17 protein-coding genes are annotated in these 18485 nt (G+C 63.9%); 7 read left to right on the forward strand and 10 right to left on the reverse strand.

The window, feature by feature from the left end; translation table 11 throughout:
- Window positions 1-7: 7 nt before the first annotated feature.
- The gene (gene nirB / locus HY019_RS09575; protein WP_290691190.1) at window positions 8-2530 is read right to left on the reverse strand and encodes a nitrite reductase large subunit NirB; all 2523 of its coding nucleotides are present in this window, start codon (window positions 2528-2530) and stop codon (window positions 8-10) included.
- Window positions 2531-3276: 746 nt separating this feature from the next.
- Here nirB and HY019_RS09580 point away from each other — a divergent pair.
- Genes HY019_RS09580 through HY019_RS09590 form a run of 3 tightly spaced genes read left to right on the forward strand, consistent with a single transcriptional unit; the run spans window position 3277 to window position 4770 of the window.
- Window positions 3277-3966 carry a glutathione S-transferase family protein gene (locus HY019_RS09580; RefSeq protein ID WP_290691193.1) on the forward strand — a complete coding sequence of 230 codons (690 nt, stop codon included), beginning with the start codon at window positions 3277-3279 and terminating at the stop codon, window positions 3964-3966.
- Between the two features lies 1 nt (window position 3967).
- The gene (locus tag HY019_RS09585; protein ID WP_290691195.1) at window positions 3968-4315 is read left to right on the forward strand and encodes a metalloregulator ArsR/SmtB family transcription factor; all 348 of its coding nucleotides are present in this window, start codon (window positions 3968-3970) and stop codon (window positions 4313-4315) included.
- A complete protein-coding gene (locus HY019_RS09590) occupies window positions 4312-4770 on the forward strand; it encodes an SRPBCC family protein (protein WP_290691197.1) in 459 nt (152 codons plus the stop codon). Before HY019_RS09585 ends, HY019_RS09590 begins: the two co-directional genes overlap by 4 nt.
- A gap of 246 nt (window positions 4771-5016) precedes the next feature.
- Here HY019_RS09590 and HY019_RS09595 read toward each other — a convergent pair whose 3' ends face one another.
- Window positions 5017-5673 (reverse strand): TetR/AcrR family transcriptional regulator, encoded by a 657-nt coding sequence (locus HY019_RS09595; protein ID WP_290691199.1) that lies wholly within the window; start codon window positions 5671-5673, stop codon window positions 5017-5019.
- Window positions 5674-5732: 59 nt separating this feature from the next.
- On the opposite strand from HY019_RS09595, the gene HY019_RS09600 reads away from it, so the two are divergent.
- A complete protein-coding gene (locus HY019_RS09600; protein ID WP_290691202.1) occupies window positions 5733-6134 on the forward strand; it encodes a 4-oxalocrotonate tautomerase in 402 nt (133 codons plus the stop codon).
- Between the two features lie 73 nt (window positions 6135-6207).
- Window positions 6208-6615 (forward strand): VOC family protein, encoded by a 408-nt coding sequence (locus tag HY019_RS09605; RefSeq protein WP_290691206.1) that lies wholly within the window; start codon window positions 6208-6210, stop codon window positions 6613-6615.
- Between the two features lie 557 nt (window positions 6616-7172).
- On the opposite strand, the gene map is transcribed toward HY019_RS09605, so the two are convergent.
- The 4 genes from map to HY019_RS09625 all read right to left on the reverse strand — a co-directional run bounded on the left by map (window position 7173) and on the right by HY019_RS09625 (window position 10144).
- Complete coding sequence (gene map / locus HY019_RS09610) at window positions 7173-7943, reverse strand: type I methionyl aminopeptidase (RefSeq protein WP_290691209.1); 771 nt, start codon at window positions 7941-7943, stop codon at window positions 7173-7175.
- Window positions 7943-8203: a ParD-like family protein gene (locus HY019_RS09615; RefSeq protein ID WP_290691213.1), complete on the reverse strand. Its 261-nt coding sequence runs from the start codon at window positions 8201-8203 to the stop codon at window positions 7943-7945. The genes map and HY019_RS09615 overlap by 1 nt, the downstream gene beginning before the upstream one ends.
- Window positions 8204-8324: 121 nt before the next feature.
- A complete protein-coding gene (locus HY019_RS09620) occupies window positions 8325-9386 on the reverse strand; it encodes an NAD-dependent epimerase/dehydratase family protein (RefSeq protein WP_290691215.1) in 1062 nt (353 codons plus the stop codon).
- Between the two features lie 152 nt (window positions 9387-9538).
- Window positions 9539-10144: a hypothetical protein gene (locus HY019_RS09625; protein WP_290691218.1), complete on the reverse strand. Its 606-nt coding sequence runs from the start codon at window positions 10142-10144 to the stop codon at window positions 9539-9541.
- A 171-nt stretch (window positions 10145-10315) separates the two neighbouring features.
- Between HY019_RS09625 and HY019_RS09630 the strand changes: the two genes are divergently transcribed.
- Window positions 10316-10894, forward strand: coding sequence for a TetR/AcrR family transcriptional regulator (locus HY019_RS09630; RefSeq protein WP_290691222.1), 579 nt, complete (start codon window positions 10316-10318; stop codon window positions 10892-10894).
- Here the strand turns inward: HY019_RS09630 and HY019_RS09635 are convergent.
- Window positions 10884-13142, reverse strand: coding sequence for a copper-translocating P-type ATPase (locus HY019_RS09635; RefSeq protein ID WP_290691229.1), 2259 nt, complete (start codon window positions 13140-13142; stop codon window positions 10884-10886). The genes HY019_RS09630 and HY019_RS09635 overlap by 11 nt on opposite strands.
- A gap of 17 nt (window positions 13143-13159) precedes the next feature.
- Window positions 13160-13675 (reverse strand): hypothetical protein, encoded by a 516-nt coding sequence (locus tag HY019_RS09640; RefSeq protein WP_290691460.1) that lies wholly within the window; start codon window positions 13673-13675, stop codon window positions 13160-13162.
- A gap of 324 nt (window positions 13676-13999) precedes the next feature.
- On the opposite strand from HY019_RS09640, the gene HY019_RS09645 reads away from it, so the two are divergent.
- The gene (locus tag HY019_RS09645) at window positions 14000-16792 is read left to right on the forward strand and encodes a tyrosinase family protein (protein WP_290691237.1); all 2793 of its coding nucleotides are present in this window, start codon (window positions 14000-14002) and stop codon (window positions 16790-16792) included.
- 20 nt (window positions 16793-16812) lie between these two features.
- On the opposite strand, the gene HY019_RS09650 is transcribed toward HY019_RS09645, so the two are convergent.
- Together HY019_RS09650 and HY019_RS09655 are read right to left on the reverse strand one after the other, a co-directional pair.
- On the reverse strand, window positions 16813-17268 hold the full coding sequence (locus HY019_RS09650; RefSeq protein WP_290691243.1) for a ribonuclease HI family protein: 456 nt from the start codon (window positions 17266-17268) through the stop codon (window positions 16813-16815).
- 9 nt (window positions 17269-17277) lie between these two features.
- A complete protein-coding gene (locus HY019_RS09655) occupies window positions 17278-18471 on the reverse strand; it encodes an acyl-CoA dehydrogenase (protein WP_290691245.1) in 1194 nt (397 codons plus the stop codon).
- Window positions 18472-18485 lie beyond the last annotated feature (14 nt).

Below are 18485 nucleotides of genomic sequence, written 5' to 3' on the forward strand. Positions count from 1 at the left end.
GGGCGCATCAGTTGGCCTCATCGGCGGTTTCGCGTTCTTCAGGGCGGGCAGGGCGGATCTGGCCACGCTCTTCCACGAAGATGATGTGCTCGTCCTTCTTGTCGCTGTTGACGAAAGAGCGGAAGCGCTGGCGCACCTCGGGGGTGGTCACGGCCGTCTTCCATTCGCACTGGTAGGTGTCGACCACATGCTGCATCTGGGCTTCCAGCTCGGCGTTCAGGCCCAGGCTGTCGTTCAGGATCACGTTCTGGAGGTAATCCAGCCCGCCTTCCATGTTGTCGCGCCAGGTGCTGGTGCGTTGCAGGCGGTCGGCCGTGCGCACGTAGAACATCAGCACGCGGTCGATCAGCTTGATCAGCTCCGCCTTGCTCAGATCGGAAGCGAAGAGTTCGGCGTGCCTGGGCTTCATGCCACCGTTGCCGCACACGTACAAATTCCAGCCCTTCTCGGTGGCGATCACGCCGATGTCCTTGCCCTGGGCTTCGGCGCATTCACGCGTGCAGCCGGACACACCGAACTTGATCTTGTGCGGCGCGCGCAGGCCCTTGTAGCGGTTCTCCAGCTCGACTGCCAGGCCCACGCTGTCGTCCACGCCATAGCGGCACCAGGTGGAGCCCACGCAGCTCTTGACGGTGCGCAGCGACTTGCCATAGGCATGACCGGATTCAAAGCCCGCGGCGATCAGCTCTTCCCAGATCAGGGGCAACTGCTCCACACGCGCACCGAACATGTCGACCCGGGCACCGCCCGTCACCTTGGTGTACAGGCCGTACTTCTTGGCCACCGTGCCCACGGCGATCAGGCCATCAGGCGTGACCTCACCACCGGGCATGCGGGGCACGACCGAGTAGCTGCCGTCCTTCTGGATGTTGCCCAGGTAGTAGTCGTTGCTGTCTTGCAGGCTGGCCAGTTCCTTCTTGAGGACGAAGTCGTTCCACACCGAGGCGAGGATCGACGCGGCGGTGGGTTTGCAGATGTCGCAGCCCAGGCCCTTGCCGTGCTTGGCCAGCAACTCGTCAAAGGTCTTGATCTGGCCAACGCGGATCAAGTGGTACATCTCCTGGCGCGAGTAGGCGAAGTGTTCGCAGAGGTGGTTGTTCACCTCCATGCCCTGCTTCTTCATCTCGAACTTCATGACCTGCGTGACCAGGGGCACGCAACCACCGCAGGTGGCGCCAGCCTTGGTGCAGGCCTTGAGTTTGCCGATGTCGGTGGCGCCCTCGCACACAGCGGCGCAGATCTGCCCCTTGGTGACGTTGTTGCACGAGCAGATCTGGGCGCAGTCGGGCAGGGCATCCACGCCCAGGCCGGGCTTGGCCTTGCCATTGCTGGAGGGCAGGATCAGGAACTCGGGGGACTCGGGCAGGGTGATGCCGTTGAGCGCCATCTGCAGCAAGGTGCCGTATTCATCGGCATTGCCGACCAGCACGGCGCCCAGCAGCTTCTGGCCGTCTTCGCTGACCACGATCTTCTTGTAGATCTGCTTGACTTCGTCGATGTACTGGAAGGCGCGGCTGTGCGCGGTCTTGCCCTGGGCGTCGCCAATGGAGGCCACGTCCACGCCCATCAGCTTGAGCTTGGTGCTCATGTCGGCGCCGGTGAAGCTGGCCTGGGCGTCGCCGGCAATGTGTTTGGCGGCAATACGGGCCATGTCGTAACCGGGGGCCACCAGGCCGAAAGTCTGGTCGCCCCAGGAGGCGCACTCGCCAATGGCGTAGACATGGTGGTCGCTGGCGCGGCAGTGGTCGTCGATCACCACGCCGCCGCGCGGGCCGATGGCCAGCACGCATTGGCGGGCCAGCTCGTCACGTGGGCGGATGCCGGCGGAGAACACGATCATGTCGGTCTCCAGGTAGCTGCCGTCTTCAAACACCATGCGGTGCAGGTGTTCGGCGCCGTCCACGATCTTGACCGTGCTGCGGCTGGTGTGCACGTGCACGCCCAGGGCTTCGATCTTGTTGCGCAGGATGCGGCCACCGCCCTCGTCGACCTGCACGGCCATCAGGCGCGGGGCGAACTCGACGACGTGGGTGTCCAGGCCCATGTCACGCAGGGCCTTGGCGCATTCCAGGCCGAGCAGGCCGCCGCCCACCACCACACCGTTCTTGGCCTTGGCACCTGCGGCCTTCATGGCGTCGAGGTCTTCGATGGTGCGGTAGACAAAGCACTTGTCGCGCTCGCGGCCGGGGATGGGGGGCACGAAGGGCACGGAGCCAGTGGCCATCACCAGTTTGTCGTAGACCAGTTCTTCGCCGTCGGCGGTGGTGACGGTGTTGGTGCGGCGCTCGATGGCCACGGCCTTGGCGGCCAGGCGCAGTTTGAAGCCGGTGCGCTCGAAGAAGCCGGGTTCGACCACGGACAGCTCTTCAGCGGATTTGCCCGAGAAGTATTCGGAGAGGTGGACCCGGTCGTAAGCGGGGCGTGGCTCTTCGCAAAGGACCGTGACTTCGGCATCCTTGAGGCCGGACTCAGCCAGGCTTTCGAGGAATTTATGGCCAACCATGCCATGACCAACGACGACGATCTTCATGTGTGCTCCTGCGACGGCGAGGGCAAACCTGGCGGCTTGCCTGAAACAAGGGGAAATGAGCGGGCGCCTGGTCAACACGGACCTGGGGCATCCAACTGGTTTCCGCCGTCGTTAGCGGAGAGGGGGTGTGCACGCTGAGGCGACCTTACCTGCGTGCACGGCAGGAGAGATGCAAGTGGTGTGCCAGCTTTGTTGCCCTAGGGGCAGGCCTGGGGTGAGGTCGTTTGCGGGGTGGGTGTGCACCGAATTTGGGGTGCGGGGAGGGGGTTTGCACCTTGTCGGTGCGGGGTGGGGTGTTGGCTGAGGTCGGCGTGGGACAGGGGCGCCAGGTGGCCAACTTCGCTCATGTCCTCCGGTTCCGGCGTGGCCGGAACCTCCCCCTTTACTTCGCTGCGTTGGCCACCCGGCGCCCCTGTCTTGAAGTGATTGGGCGTGCGGGGAGAGGGTTCATTTAGGCTGGTCAGAGTCATTCGCCCTCGGGGGCCTGGGCGGCTGCTTCTCTGCTTCTATCACCACCGGCCAGTCGGCGGACAGTCGCGCGTATGGCAGCAGTACCGTCGAAGCCTGACACTCGACAGCTGGCGGCGACGATCCAAACCTGAATGGCCGGTCCGACGTGATGCGACCTGGCGGATCCGACCCACAGCCGAAGTCCACCCTACAAGATTCGCCCCCCGCAACCAGACGCTCTACACAGCGAGTCCCTTGGGCTATACTTTCCATGTTCGGAAACTATAGGAGCTGGCATGACTGCTCTCACGTTGTACTACCACCCCCTATCGTGCTACTGCCACAAGGTGCTGATCGCCCTCGACGTGTTGGGGATCGAGCTCGACAAGCGGCTGCTCAATCTGGGCGATCCCGCCGAGCGTGCGGCACATTTGGCATTGTGGCCCATGGGCAAGATGCCGTTGCTGGTGGACCAGGGCCGGCCGGTTCCCGAGACCAGCATCATCATCGAGCACCTGCAACGCCACCACGCACGCCCTGCCAGCGCGCTCATCCCGCCAGACGCGGACGCTGCGCTGGAGGTGCGCTTGTGGGACCGGCTGTTCGACCTGTACGTGATGACACCGATGCAGGCGCTCACCGCCGACCTCTTGCGTCCGGAAGGTCGCCGCGACGCCGACAGCGTGGCTGATGCGCGGGAGCGTCTATCGTCGGCTTACGCATTTATCGACCGCCACCTTGAAGGACGAACCTGGGTGAGCGGCGATTCGTTCAGCATGGCCGACTGCGCCGCTGCGCCTGCCTTGTTCTATGCCGTGACCTACGTGCCGCTGCCGCCACAGCATGTGCATCTGGCGGTCTACTTCGAGAGATTGATGGCGCATCCCTCGGTTGCGCGCGTCATCGATGAGGCGCGGCCCTGGTTCAAGTTCTATCCTGGTCGCGCTGGCTTGTCTCGACGCTTCTTCGACCCAACGAGTATCTGAGATGCGTGCGATGGCCGACCCTGTGCGCCTCGACCGCATGTTCTTCGCGCTGGCCGATGCGCACCGCCGCGGCATGCTCGACCGCCTGAGCCGCGGGCCGGCCTCGGTGTCCGAATTGGCCGAGCCGTTGGGCATTGCGCTGCCCTCAGCAGTCAAGCATCTGGCTGTGCTCGAGCAAGGAGGCTTCGTCGCCTCGCAGAAGCTGGGCCGCGTGCGCACCTACACGGCGCAGCCCAAGGCGCTGGATGAGATGGAAGCCTGGGTTGCCAGACGCAAAACGCTGCTCAATGCACAGTTCGACCGGCTCGACGCCTATCTGGCCGAGCAGAAAGGCAAGGCCACGCGATGAAGCACACTCCGAGCACGCACACCGACTTCGTCATCGAGCGCGACTTCTCCGCCACTCCGGAGGCGGTATTCCAGGCCTGGGCCGACCCGCAGGCCAAGCGCCGTTGGTCTGACTGCCATGCCGAGCACACCACTGAGTACCGTCTGGACTTCCGCCCGCTCGGTCATGAGACGCATCAGGTCGTCTACCCCGACGGGCGTGTTCAGCAGATCGAAAAGGTCTTCTTCGACATCGTGGATGCGCGGCGCATCGTCTTTACTTATGACATCCGGCTCGACGGTCGCCGGCTGTCGGTCTCTCTGGTAACGGTCGAGTTCTTCGCCAGTCGGCGTGGTACGCGCATGGTCTACACCGAACAGCTTGCCTACCTGGATGGGCATGAGGACCGCGCCCAGCGCCTTCACGGAACGGAAGAAGGCTTGGACCGACTCGGGTTGGAATTGTCGCGTCAGTAGACCTTCCGCGACCTGCGGCCTGTGCGCTTGGCCATGGAGATGACGGTCGCGAATACCCGCTCTTGGCCGGTAGTACCAGTTCGCGGATGGTGCCGACAGCTGACTTTGGTTGGCTAAATGCCTGGCGGTAAAGGTCAGCTTCCCGGCACTGCAGTGTACTCACGCTCACGGCCAGTTGCGGGTACTCACGCTCACGGCCAGTTGCGGGTACTCACGGGAGGCAGCTTTGGGGAAGCAAAGCTACCTTCATCGAACCGGGCCCAGCAGCGCCGCCTCGGCCGCATTCGCAATCTGATCTGCAAAGGCCGGGCTTCCAACCGCACGTGCGAGCGTCACCGCGCCTACCAGGGAAGCCAAAGCTGAACACGCTGCTTCAAGGTTCCTGGGTGCGCGTGGCGAGGCAGGGCCATCTATGACAGCCTGTGCAACTCCGCGCAATGCCACTTCGAATGCAGTGCGCGACTCCTGGTCGGAGCGTGCCACCTCAGTCGGCATCGTCTGCAGCGTGCAGCCTTCTGACAGGTCACAGGTTCGTTTTTCGCTGAGATAGAACCGCACGAACTCCGGCCACCAAGCGCGCCCATGCTCCGCTTGGAAGTAGAGGATGCCTCCGCGCAAATCGTCCATCCCTTGTCTCAGCGAGTCACGGAAGGCGTCGCTCTTGGAGTCGAAGTGAACGTAGAAGGCACCAGACGTGACGCCCGCCTCCTTGGCCAGAGCGTCGACGCCTGTTCCCGCGTATCCGCCCTTGCGAAACGCACGTCCTGATCCCTCAAGAATGCGCTGACGCGTGTTCGCCTTCTGTTCAGCTCGTGACATTGAAATCCTCTCCATCAGCCAGATCACATTGTAGTTGACCGAATAACGACCGTTATCTATACTCGCATCACGGTCGTTATGCAAAGCCCGATTGGCGGGCGAAGTCGCTTTTGACGCCGCAACCCTCTGACTCGAGAAATCTCATGCCGCTCACCCTCACTCTCACCGAAGGCGTTCTCCCTAAGGGCCAAGAAACGCTGGCTTTCGCCCAGCTCTCCGAAGCCATGCTCAAGTGGCACGGACTGGTTGGGAACGCAGCCATTGCGCCAAACATTGTTGGCTCGATCAACATCGTGCCAAAGGAGCACACGTTCTCCGGATCGAAGGAGGCGGCCGTTGCATTCATCGAGTGGAAAGTTCCGGCGTTCGCATTCAACACCCGCGAGATTCAATCCGGGTACATCGAAGAGGCCACCGAGATCATCCACTCGATGTCGGGCAAGAAGCAGCCCAAGGAGCGCATCTGGGTGAACGTGGTTCACGCGGTGGACGGCGCCTGGGGAGTTGGCGGTGCGGCATTGACCAACGCGCAACTCATGGGCTGATTGGGCGAGCTTGCGTCAAAGGTTATGCGAGGAGGACCTATCGCGCCTCCATCCCTTCTACCAGGAGCGCTTGATGCTGCTTTCAAACTACCTGTTCTTTACCGACGCATGCGAGGAGGCCCTGCGCTTCTACGAGGCATGCGGCCTGGGCCGGATTGTCGAGATGCTGCGGTACGACGCGGACGGGATACCTGCCAAGAGCGAGGCAATGCGCGGGAAGGTCATGCACGCAAAGTTCGCAGGAGATGGCGTCGTCTTCTACGCCTCGGACAACGATGACGCCGAGCCGATGCGAGGATCCGCGCACCATCTGGCAATGGACAGCAGGCAAGCGACCGATCGGCTGTTCAGTGCGCTGAGTTCAGGAGGCCTCGTAACGACTGCACTCGGCATGCAGCCGTGGGGCGACTACTACGGAAAGCTAACGGACCGCTTCGGCGTGCAATGGATGCTGAACTGTCATGAACCGTCTTGCCGATGAATGCGCGCGAGGCAGAACCCTGTATGAGCTGGCGCTGGATGGCTGCTCCCAGGCTTCGAATTCGCAAAGCTGAATGTCGCTGATGGGTCGGCAGCGCGAGTTCGCCGCTTTCAGATGCAGTCATTGGTGCGACCGAAGCGGCGCTAACTGAGCATCGACCGCGACAATGTCAGCAGTGCCGTCGAAATCGGTCATTCCTGTGGCTTCAGGCGCGTTGGCTTATTGACCGCAGTGTGGCCAAGACCGTGAGTGCAGTGCGTGACCGCCAACAGCAGTAATCGCTGCCAAGCTGCCGTTGACAGCCGATTGGTCAAGGGTAGCAATGGATGGGGATGCGTCGATCATCAATGGCAACGACCATTTGCGACCGGTTATGTTCGACCTGTGTGCGGCCGTTCAACAGCCTCCGCGTCTCTGGATCAGTCCGGTGGGGTGTTCTGCGCAGCGAGGTAAAGGAGGAGCAATGGGCTGCAAGCCCATTGCGGGGGACACGAGCGGAGCAGAGCACCCCGCCGGACTGATCTCGCGCCAATTCGCTCCAAGAGGGCCTACGCCGCCTAGCCCCCCGCCCAAGCCGTCAGCACCTCACACCCCTCGGGCGTCACCGCCACCATGTGTTCCCACTGGGCAGACAGCGATCCGTCCTTGGTCACCACGGTCCACCCGTCGGCCAGTTGCCTGGTGCCACGCTGGCCTGCGTTGAGCATCGGCTCGATGGTGAACACCATGCCCGCCTCCAGCGTGAGCCCTTCGCCGCGTTGCCCGTAGTGCAACACTTGCGGGTCATCGTGGTAGATCTGACCAATGCCGTGCCCGCAGTATTCGCGCACCACGCTGAAATGCGCACGGTGCGCGACCGACTGGATGGCGTGCCCCACATCACCCAGCGTGGCGCCAGGCTTGACCTGCCCGATGCCGGCCAGCAAGGCTTCGTAGGCCGTCTCCACCAGGCGCCGTGCCAAGGCGCTGGGGGCGCCGACGAAGTACATGCGGCTGGTGTCGCCATACCAGCCATCCTTGATGACGGCCACGTCGATGTTGACGATGTCGCCCTTCTTCAAGATCCGGTCACGCGAGGGAATGCCGTGGCAGACCACCTGGTTGACCGAGGTGAGGATGGTCTTGGGATAGTCGTGGTAGCCCAGGTTGGCCGGGATGGCACCTTGCACATGGACGATGTGGTCGTGGCAGATGCGGTCGAGCGCCTCCGTGCTCACGCCCGGCTCCACATAGGGTGCGATCATGTCGAGCACTTCGGCGGCCAGTCTGGCAGCCCGCCGTGCCATCTCGATGCCGTCTGCGTCATGAATGGGAACGCCGCGGGCCACTAGTGTTTCCCTTTCCCATTCGAGGCCGCAGAGGCCTTGCCAACTGGCGCTGCGGCCGCCGCGGTGATGTCCAGCCCCCCCACCAGTTCGGCTCGTATCAACAGCTGGCAGATTTCACGGTGGTTCAACTCCGGGTGCAGCTCGGTCAGCATGCCCACGCGCATCCAGTGCTCTGCCTGTGCATTGATGGACCTGCTGAGGGCGTTGCCCGCTACCCGCAGGTTCTCATGCATCAGGTCTGAAATTTTGACGATACCCATCAATGGCCTCTATGCGAAATGTATATAAATTATATACATTTCGTATGGCCAGGTGTTGCCTTGGTGAATGAGCTTGAAAAGAGGGCCGGACGCCGCGCCAGCCCTTTGTGGCCGCTTTGGGTCAGAACAGTTCCAGCGCCTTCAGCCGGCCGGGGGCGGCTTTCAACTCCTTGGCAAAGTCGGTGATGGTGGCATTCAAGTCGTGCTGCGCGCCAACCCAGCCCCAATCGGCCTTGGCCGCTTCATCGTTCAAGATGCCAAAGCCTTGCACCGTGGTGTCCAGCCCGGCGTCGAAGGCATTGAAGGTGATGCGGTCTGCGGCCACGCCACTGGCAACCACCGCGTCCGCAATCTGCTGGGCCGACGGCGCCTGCCCCTGGATGCGCATGCCTGCGATGTTGTAGACGCGGCGCTTGTCGTCAGGCAACTGCGCCGCATCGTGCAAAGAGGTCAAGGCATGAACAGCGTCTTTCACGTAGAGCACGTCCAGCTGCCGCTCGGGCTTGACATAGACGTCGTACACCTTGCCCAGCAAGGGCAGTTGCATCATCAGCGTGGAATAGACGGTGGTGCCGCCAGGGCCCCGCGCAGCGCCAACCACAGAGGGGAAGCGCACCGCCCGGAAGTCCACCCATTTCTTGGCGTGGTAATACTCGCCCAGGCGCTCGCTGGCCACCTTGGCGCAGCCATACATCGTGGTGGGCATCTGGACCGATTCGTTGGCCACGTTGCCGGGGTTGGGCAGGAACTTGCCGAACGACGCAATCGTGCTGGGGAACAGCACCTTGATGGGCGGGGTGCCCTGGCGCTGCTGGCAATAGATCCGCGCCGCTTCAAGCACATTCCAGGTGCCGACGAGGTCAACCTGGAACCCCATGGTGGGGTTGGACTCCGTGCCGGCCGACAGCAAGGCGCCGAGGTGGAACACCGATTGCGGCTCGTGTTTGTCGAACAAGGCCATCACGTGCGGGAGCAGGCTGAGGTCGCCCTGCACGAAGGACACCATGCCGTCTTTCTGGTAATGGGTGAAGGCCTGGCCAAAGCCTGTCAAGCGGCGGATATCGGGGTCGCGGTCAAACAGCACGACGCGCTGCCCCCGCTGCAACAATGCCATGGCCAGATAAGACCCGATGAAGCCTGAGCCGCCTGTGATCAGGACGGGCTTGTTTGCTGCGTGTTTCATGTTCTCTCCTTGAGGATGAACCAGAGGGCGATTTCCGCCAGGACCGCAGCGGATCGGGCGTCAGTTCATGAAACTGATCACGCGCAAATCGTACGAACAGGGCACGGTGCTGAACAGCGCTGTGTGCCCTCCAAACTAGGGGCACGCCCCCTTCATCTTTGGGGGCTGACGTGGCCTCGCCATAGCAGCCAGGCAGCGGCACAACCCCAGATGCCAAAGAGGCGCTCCACCGTGGTGACAAAACCGAGATCGGTCGGCGAAGCGCCTTCTGCGGCTGCCAGCAGGCCTTGCACGCCGGTGGCTGCCCCCAGGCCCACCACCAGGTGCCCGGCGATGAGGGCGGCCAGTGGCGCCAAGGTGGCCAGCACGCCGACGGCGCCCACCACCTTCAATTCACGCTGCCGGTGCAGAAAGGCGATGGACCAGAACAGGAGGGCGAGCAACAGGAACGCGGCGTACAGCAGGGCATGGCGCCCGAGAAGCGGGGTGGGCAGGCCCAGCACGAGTTCCACCTTGGCGAGGGCCGCCACCGCGAAGAACACAAACCCTGCCCGGTTGAGTGGTTTCTTCAGCCCCATCTCGTCGCAAAAGGCCCATACGGCAAATGCGCCCGTTGCGAGCGTGAGAAGGCGCAAAGGGGCGAGCGGCATGGCCGCTTGTGAGAGCAGCAAGGTCGCCCCTGCCGCGGACGCCAAAGTGAGGGCGCCCACCCTCCCGTTGAGTGACTCGCAACGGCTGGCAAGGAAGGATGCGTTCATGTCGGTTCGCCTGTGGTTTGGTGAGTTGGGGGGCTCCAGTCATGGACGCGGTGTCCAATAATGAGCGCGATGCCCGTGATCATTGGCGATGGCCTTGCGAGCAGAAAGATCGTTCACCGGTGTTTTGTCCAGAACTGGACGAGGCGCACCGTTTTGTCCAGGAGTGGCGTGATGACTGAACCGTCTGGCAATGCCGACCAGGCCCGTGTTGACCGGCGTGTGTTGCGCACCAGAGAGGCCTTGCGCAATGCGCTTTTGGCCCTGCTCGTTGAGCGCGGTTGGGATGACATCGATATTCAGGGCCTGTGCGAGCGCGCCAACATCGGGCGCTCGACCTTCTACCTGCATTTCCCCAACAAGGAGGCTTTGCTCAAGGGCAGCTTTGGCGACCTGCGCTCAGCCTTGCGCGAGCAAGCCCAGTCTCTGGGCGCTGCGCAAGCTGGCAGCCTGGCGTTTGTGGGGGCGCTGATCAACCACGTGCACGAGCAGCAGCAAGTCTTTCGCGCCATGCTGGGCCGACGCTCAGGCCATTTCGTGCAAGACCGGTTTCGCGAGCTCCTGGTGGAGATGGTGTCCGAGGAGCGCCTGCTGGGTGACCGGCGTTCGTGGAAGACCCAGGCATCGGCCCACTATCTGGGCGGCGCCTTGTTTCAGTTGCTCGTCTGGTGGCTTGAATCCAATCGGCCGCAAAAGCCCAGTGAGATTGAAGCGCTGTTTCTGGGCCTGAGCCAGCCCTTGTTCAGACCCTGATCGTGCGCAAGCGCAAGGCGTTGCCAATGACGGATACCGAACTCAAGGCCATGGCGCCGCTGGCCACCATGGGGCTCAACAACAAGCCCAGCCAGGGGTAGAGCACGCCCGCAGCCAGCGGCACGCCCAGGAAGTTGTACACAAAGGCAAAGAACAGGTTCTGCCTGATGTTGCGCATGGTCGCCTGGCTCAACTCCCGCGCCTTGGCGATGCCGCGCAGGTCGCCCTTGACCAGCACGATGCGTGCGCTGCTCATGGCCACGTCGGTGCCCGTGCCCATGGCGATGCCCACGTTGGCTTGCGCCAGGGCGGGCGCATCGTTCACGCCATCGCCGGCCATGGCCACGATGCGGCCCTGGTCCTGCAGGGCTTTGACGTGTTTGTATTTGTCCTCCGGCATCACACCGGCCTTGACCTCGTCCAGCCCCAAGCGCTTGCCCACCGCGGCGGCCGTGACGGGGTTGTCGCCCGTCAGCATGACCAGGCGCATGCCAGACGCCTTGAGCAGGCGGATGGCCTCGGGCGTGGAGGCCTTGATGGCATCGGCCACGCCCACATAGCCCGCTAGGCGTGAGCCCACGGCCAGGAACATCACCGTCTGGCCTTGCTCGCGCAGCCCCTCAACCGCTGCGTGACTGGCCGATAGGTCGATCTGCGCGGCCTGCATCAGGCGGTCGTTGCCCAACAAGATGGGCTGGCCATCGATGCTGCCGCGCACCCCCTGGCCGGTGACCGCATCGAATCCCGCTACGTTGGCCAGCGTCAGGCCATCGGCCTGGGCTTTGCCCACGATGGCGGTGGCCAGCGGGTGTTCGCTGAGCTGCTCCAGGCTGGCCGCCCAGGCCAGCACCTGTTGGGCGTCAAAGCCATTGGCCGCCACCACCGTCTGCACGGTGGGCTTGCCTTCGGTGAGCGTGCCAGTCTTGTCGACGACCAGGGTGTCCACCTTCTCCATCAATTCCAGGGCTTCTGCGTCCTTGATGAGCACGCCCTCCTTGGCACCGCGCCCCACGCCCACAATGATGGACACAGGGGTGGCCAGGCCCAGCGCACAAGGGCAGGCGATGATCAGCACCGACACGGCCACCAGCATGGCGTTGGCCAATGCGGGCGCCGGCCCCCACACGGCCCACACCGCGGCGGCCAATGCCGCGATGCCCAGCACAGACAGCACGAACCAGCCCGATACCTGATCGGCCAGCTTCTGGATCGGGGCACGGCTGCGCCCGGCCTCGGCCACCATCTGCACGATGCGGGCCAGCAGGGTCTCGGCACCCACGCGTTCGGCCCGCATGGTGAAGGCGCCGGTCTGGTTGACCGTGGCGCCTGTGACCTTGCTGCCCGGTGTCTTCTCGCTGGGGATGGGCTCACCCGTGATCATCGACTCGTCCACGCTGGACTGGCCCTCCAGCACGACACCGTCGACCGGCACCTTGCTGCCTGGTTTGACACGCAAGGTGTCGCCCACCACCACCTGGTCGAGCGGCACCTCGGCTTCATGGCCATCTGCCGCCACCCGGATCGCCGTGTTGGCCGCCAGGCCCAGCAGATCCTTGATGGCGCTGTTGGTGCGGGAGCGGGCACGCAACTCCAGTACCTGGCCCAGCAGGACCAGGGTCACGATCACGGCGGCCGCTTCAAAATACAGGGGCAGGCCATGCTCGGTCAGGAAGGCCTGAGGCAAGGTCTGTGGCAGCAAGATCGCGTAGAGGCTGAAGCCATACGATGCGGCCACACCCAGCCCGATCAGGCTGAACATGTTCAACTGCCAGGTGACGAAGGAGCGCCAACCGCGCTCGAAGAAGGGCCAGCCGGCCCACAGCACCACGGGCGTCGCCAGCAGGGCCTGCACACACTGAGACCAGCTCACTTGCAGCCAATGCGGCCAGGCGAAGCGATCGGCCAGCCCACCGATGGCCTCGTCCACCCAGGCCGAGAGATCAAAGGGGAAGAACTCGTGCATGGCCATCAGCAAGAGCGGCACGCTGAAGACCAGTGCGAACCAGAAGCGTTGCGTCATGGTGCGCAACTCGGGGCTCTCTTCTTCGGCTGTGGCCGTGGGCAGCAGTGGCTCCAGCGTCATGCCGCAGATGGGGCAGTTGCCAGGGTGGTCCTGCCGAATCTGCGGGTGCATCGGGCAGGTGTAGATGGTGCCTGCGGGTGCGGTGTGCATGCCCGCCCCACCGGGGTGATGGTGGGCGTGCGGCCCGGCATCGGTGTGGTGATGGGTGTGCTCGTGGGTGGGCATGGTGGGCCGCTGCTGGATTACTTCGTGCTGTCGGCAGCGGCGCGGTCAACCATCATCTGCATCATCATTTGCATCATGTCCATGCGCTTCATCATCATGTCGTGATGCTGGTGCATGTCCGACTTGCCGCCGCCCATCATGCCCATGCCACCCATGCCCATGGACATACCCGATGCGGACGAGGCTGCGGGCGTTGCGGCCTTGGCCCCGCCCATCATGCCCATGCCACCTTGCATCATCTGGTTCATTGCACCCATGCCGTCCTGCATGAGCTTCATCTGTTCGTCCATCAGCGCACGGCGCTCTTCCGGTGTTTTGGCGTTCGCCATCTTGTCATGCATCTCTTGCATGGCCTTCATCTGTTTGTCCATGTCTTGAGGCATCTGCGCGTCTGTGGCCGGGCTGGCTTTGGATGAGGGGGCCGGCTTGGCCTTCTTGACCGTGGTGGCTTTGACGGCTGCAGCCTTGGGTGCCGAGCCCGCTTGATCCGGATGGTGGCTGGCGTGCTCTTCGGCTGTCACGGCCCAAGCCATTTGCGATGCGGCCAGGCAGGCGATGGCGGTTGCGGTGGACAGCAAGCGGGTGGTGTTCATGTGGGTTTCCTTGATTGAAGTAGGGGGCTTTTGGGTGAGGCCAGGAAAGCTTAAACCTTCCCACGGAGGGAGAGTCAAGCGATTTTTCAAGAAGGCAACCCGGCCACCCGGGAGGGCCATCGACATCAGCTGACCGCCCTCTGCCTCCCTAGAAGCCTGGCGCTTTACCCCTAAGTCATGGGAAGCGCCATCCGTGCCCGCTTCCTACATTGAAGCCGTGCCGCGAATCTGCGGCGCATGGTCAGTTTCACGAGGAGTTTCATCATGGCATTGGGCGACGGCATCCGGCGCGATATCGCCAAGGTCTCTGACCTTGAGCGTGATCGCTTCATCAACGCGATCGTCAAGATCGACACCACCAAGTTTTTCCCCGATGGCGTCTCGTACTGGGACAAGCAGGAAGACATCCACAAGAACGCCCACTTCAACGGGGTGAACGTGCACTCCGGGCCAGCGTTCGTGCCATGGCACCGCGTGATCGTCAACCGGCTCGAGGCGCTGCTTCGCGAGGTCGACCCGGCACTGTCGCTGCACTACTGGGACTGGACCACCGACCCACGCGCCACCGCAGGCGGCCGCACCGCGCTGTTCACGGCGCAGTTCATGGGCAATGCCAGCGGCGATGCGGGGCATCTGCTCAATGACTTCGAGTCCAGCGAGGATGCCGAGCTTGGCAACGGCCACACCAAAATCTGGCGAGACGTGGCCGGCTCCGCGGCCAATTCCGACGGTACGCCAGCGATCAGCAGCGATGCATCGATCCTCGGTCATGGTGATTTCGCAAGCTTCGCCGCTGCTTTGAAATCTGCGCATGACAACGTGGCGCACTCCTACATTGGCGGCACGATCTCGGACGCGCACTATTCGTTCCACGACCCGTTCGTCTTCCTGCTGCATGCCAACCTCGACCGCCTGTGGTCCCAGTGGCAGACAGACCCCGCACACCCCGACCGCCTGCTCCCGGCCACGGCCTATGCAGGCTTGTCGGCCTCGGACATCACGACGCTGGCCACCGAGCATGTCGAGCCTTGGGCCGGTGGCACGGGGCTGGAGCCCTGGGCCTCCGACCCCACCAAGCGCGCGGTCATCACCTACACCGATGTGTCGGTCGTGACGCCACCGTGCTACGACACCAACGCCAGCAGCTTCCAGGTGCTGGAGGTCGAGAACCCGCTGAACGGCGCCACCTCGCGCTACCAGGTGATTTTCAACGATGTGCCCGAGGAAGAAACCACCTGGCGGCCCGCCGTTGTGCGTGTGCGCGCCTGTGGTGACGTGACCTTGCGCGTCAAACCGGGCACAGAGCCGGGGGCGCCCTTTGGCGTCGCGATGGGGGCGGTGACCTCGCATGAGAGCACCACGGCCTTCCGTGACGTGCAGCTGTGGTTCCAGTTCACCGCCAACGCGGTTGGCACGGCACCGCAGACGCTGGGCCCCGTCAACACCATCGTCAAGTGCGACGAGAACGGCCAGGAGTTCGAGTTCGAGCTGCGCGCCAACACCATCCACCGGCCAACCGTGGCGGTGCAGATGGCGCTGGACCAGTCGGGCAGCATGGGCGATCCAGCCGGCACGAGCGGCAGCACGCGCCTGCAGGTGTTGAAAGACGCGGCGAGCCTGTTCGCAACGCTGATCCAGAAGAGCAACGGCATTGGCATCATCCGCTTCGACCAGGACGCCTACCCTCCCAATGACCCCACCTACGGCGGCATGCCGATCACCAAGGTGATGTCAGACGGCTTCGGTGACGCAACGCGCCTGGCAGCGCAGGGCGTGATTGCCGCACACGGCGCGCATGGCAGCACCTCGGTCGGTGACGGGCTGGAGATGGGGCATAACCAACTCGCCGCCCTGCCGGTCGGCAGCTACGACCGCAAGGCCCTTCTTTTGCTGACGGATGGCCTGGAGAACACCCCGAAGTGGATCTCGGACGTGGTGGGCCTGATCGACGACCGCACCTTCGCCATTGGCCTGGGCAATGAGGCGCAGGTGAACACCGCGGCACTCAACGCGCTGGCTGGCGGCACCGGCGGCACCCTGTTGTTGTCGGGCTTGCTGTCGGCGAGCCTGGACGATCAGTTCCGCCTGCGCAAGTTCTTCCTGCAGATCCTGGCTGGCGTCACCAACACCAGCATCGTGAAGGACCCGGTGGGCTACGTGGGCATCGGCAGCCGTGTGCGCATCCCCTTCGTGCTCAACGAGGCTGACATCAACTGCCGCGTGATCCTGCTCACCGAGTTGCCGATCGTGCGCCTGGCGGTGGAGACGCCCGATGGCAAGTTGATCGACCCGGGCAATGCCGCTGCCTTTGGGGTGCACTTCGATACGGCGCAGGCGGTGCGCACCGTGAGTTTCGGCTTGCCGCTTGCCTTCCAATCGCAAAAAGTTCAGGCGGGCACCTGGCACGCGGTGCTGGAGCTCGACCGCGACGTGATCAAGAAGCTGGATTCCGGCGAGGTGGCCGGCGCGGCGAATGGCTCGCTGCAGACGCTGCGCAGCCATGGTGCCAAGTACTGCCTGAGCGTGCACGCCTTCTCCAACCTGCGCATGAAACTGGGCTTGAGCCAGAGCGGCTTTGTGCCGGGCTCGACGCTGTACCTGCGCGCGGTGCTCAGCGAGTACGGCTTGCCAGTGGCGCATCGGGCCCAGGTGCACGCCGAGCTCGGGTACCCGGACGGTAGCCAAGGCCTCATCGACCTGACCGAGAGCGCACCGGGCGTGTTCACCGCCGCACTGACCGCACAGCAGGCGGGCATCTACCGCATGCGCGTCATTGCCGAGGGCGCGACCTTCCGCGGGCAGGCCTTCACGCGTGAGGAGCTGGCGGTGGGCGCGGTGTGGGCCGGTGGCGATACACCGCCGCCAAGGCCAGACGACGGCGGTGGAGCCGGTCGCACGTGCTGCTGCGATCTGTTGGGCTGCTTGTTGAGTGAGCGTGTGCTGTCGCGCGAGCTGGAGGAGCGGCTGCGCAAGACCGGCGTCAATCTCGACGCTGTGCGGCAGTGCTTGAAGGCGCACTGCGGGCGTGGGCGGGTGAAGGGGGCGCTGCCACGGTGAAATGGGTGGCGCCGGGCTGATCAGCGGGCCCTGCGGCCAGGCTTGGCCAAGGCCCGCGGCGCCAGGCCTAGTGCAGCACGCGCCAGCGCATCCGCCTCGCCATTGCGGTGCTGCGGTATCCATTGCAGGCGGGCCTGCTCGAACGACTGCAGCAGGGCGCGGGCCTCGTCAAACAAGGCGCTCAAGCGCGCAATGGGTTTGGCTGGCTTCACGCCGTCGAGTTGTTCAACCAGGATGCTGCTGTCGCTGCGGACCAGCAGCGAACGGGCACCGTGCTGTTGCAAGGTCTGCAGCGCCGCGATCAGGGCGCGCAGCTCCGCCTCGTTGTTGCAGCCCGTGGTGTGCGTGGCCATGGACAGCGTGTGCCGGCTGCCATCCGGGGCAATGAGGAGGGCGCCCAGGCCCATGCGGCCCGGATTGGGCAGGGCGCTGCCATCGCAGTGGATGAGCCAGCTTGCTGCCGCGTCTTCAGCCACGCACCGCGCTCAGAAGAAGGCCTGGATGCCCGTCTGCGCACGCCCCAGGATCAGCGCATGCACATCGTGCGTGCCCTCATAGGTGTTGACCACTTCGAGGTTGACCAGGTGGCGCGCCACGCCGAACTCGTCGCTGATGCCGTTGCCACCCATCATGTCCCGTGCCAGGCGGGCGATGTCCAGGGCCTTGCCGCAGTTGTTGCGCTTCATGATCGAGGTGATCTCGACCGCGGCTTTGCCCTCGTCCTTCAAGCGGCCCAGGCGCAGGCTGCCTTGCAGGCCCAGCGCGATCTCGGTCTGCATGTCGGCCAGCTTCTTCTGGATGAGCTGGTTGGCAGCCAGCGGGCGGCCGAACTGCTGGCGGTCCAGTGTGTACTGGCGGGCGCGGAACCAGCAGTCTTCAGCTGCGCCCATCGCGCCCCACGAGATGCCGTAGCGCGCCGAGTTCAGGCAGGTGAAGGGGCCTTTCAGGCCGCGCACTTCAGGGAAGGCGTTCTCTTCGGGCACGAACACATCGTCCATCACGATCTCGCCGGTGATGGAGGCACGCAGACCCACCTTGCCGTGGATGGCCGGCGCGCTCAGGCCCTTGAAGCCTTTCTCCATCACGAAGCCGCGGATGTGGTCCTTGCCATCTTCATTGAGCTTGGCCCAGACCACGAACACATCGGCAATGGGCGAGTTGCTGATCCACATCTTGCTGCCGCGCAAGGTGTAGCCGCCATCCACCTTGGTGGCGCGCGTGATCATGCCGGCCGGGTCAGAGCCGTGGTTGGGCTCGGTCAGGCCAAAGCAGCCGATGTACTCGCCACTGGCCAGCTTGGGCAGATACTTGCGTTTGGTGGCCTCGTTGCCGAACTCGTTGATGGGCACCATGACCAGCGAGGACTGCACGCTCATCATCGAGCGGTAGCCCGAATCCACACGCTCCACTTCACGCGCGATCAGGCCATAGCTCACGTAGTTCAGGCCGGCGCCGCCGTACTCGGTGGGGATGGTGGCGCCCAGCAGGCCCAGCTCGCCCATCTCGCGGAAGATGGCCGGATCCGTCTGTTCCTTGCGGAAGGCCTCGGTCACGCGGGGCTGCAGCTTGTCTTGCGCGTAGTTGCGGGCCGCATCCTTGATCATGCGTTCTTCCTGCGTGAGCTGGTCGTCCAGCAGCAGGGGGTCGGCCCAGTTGAAAGAGGCTTGTGGGGTGCTCATGGTGTGTGTCCTGT

The sequence above is a fragment of the Aquabacterium sp. genome (genome assembly GCF_016195855.1).
Taxonomy (GTDB): domain Bacteria; phylum Pseudomonadota; class Gammaproteobacteria; order Burkholderiales; family Burkholderiaceae_C; genus Aquabacterium.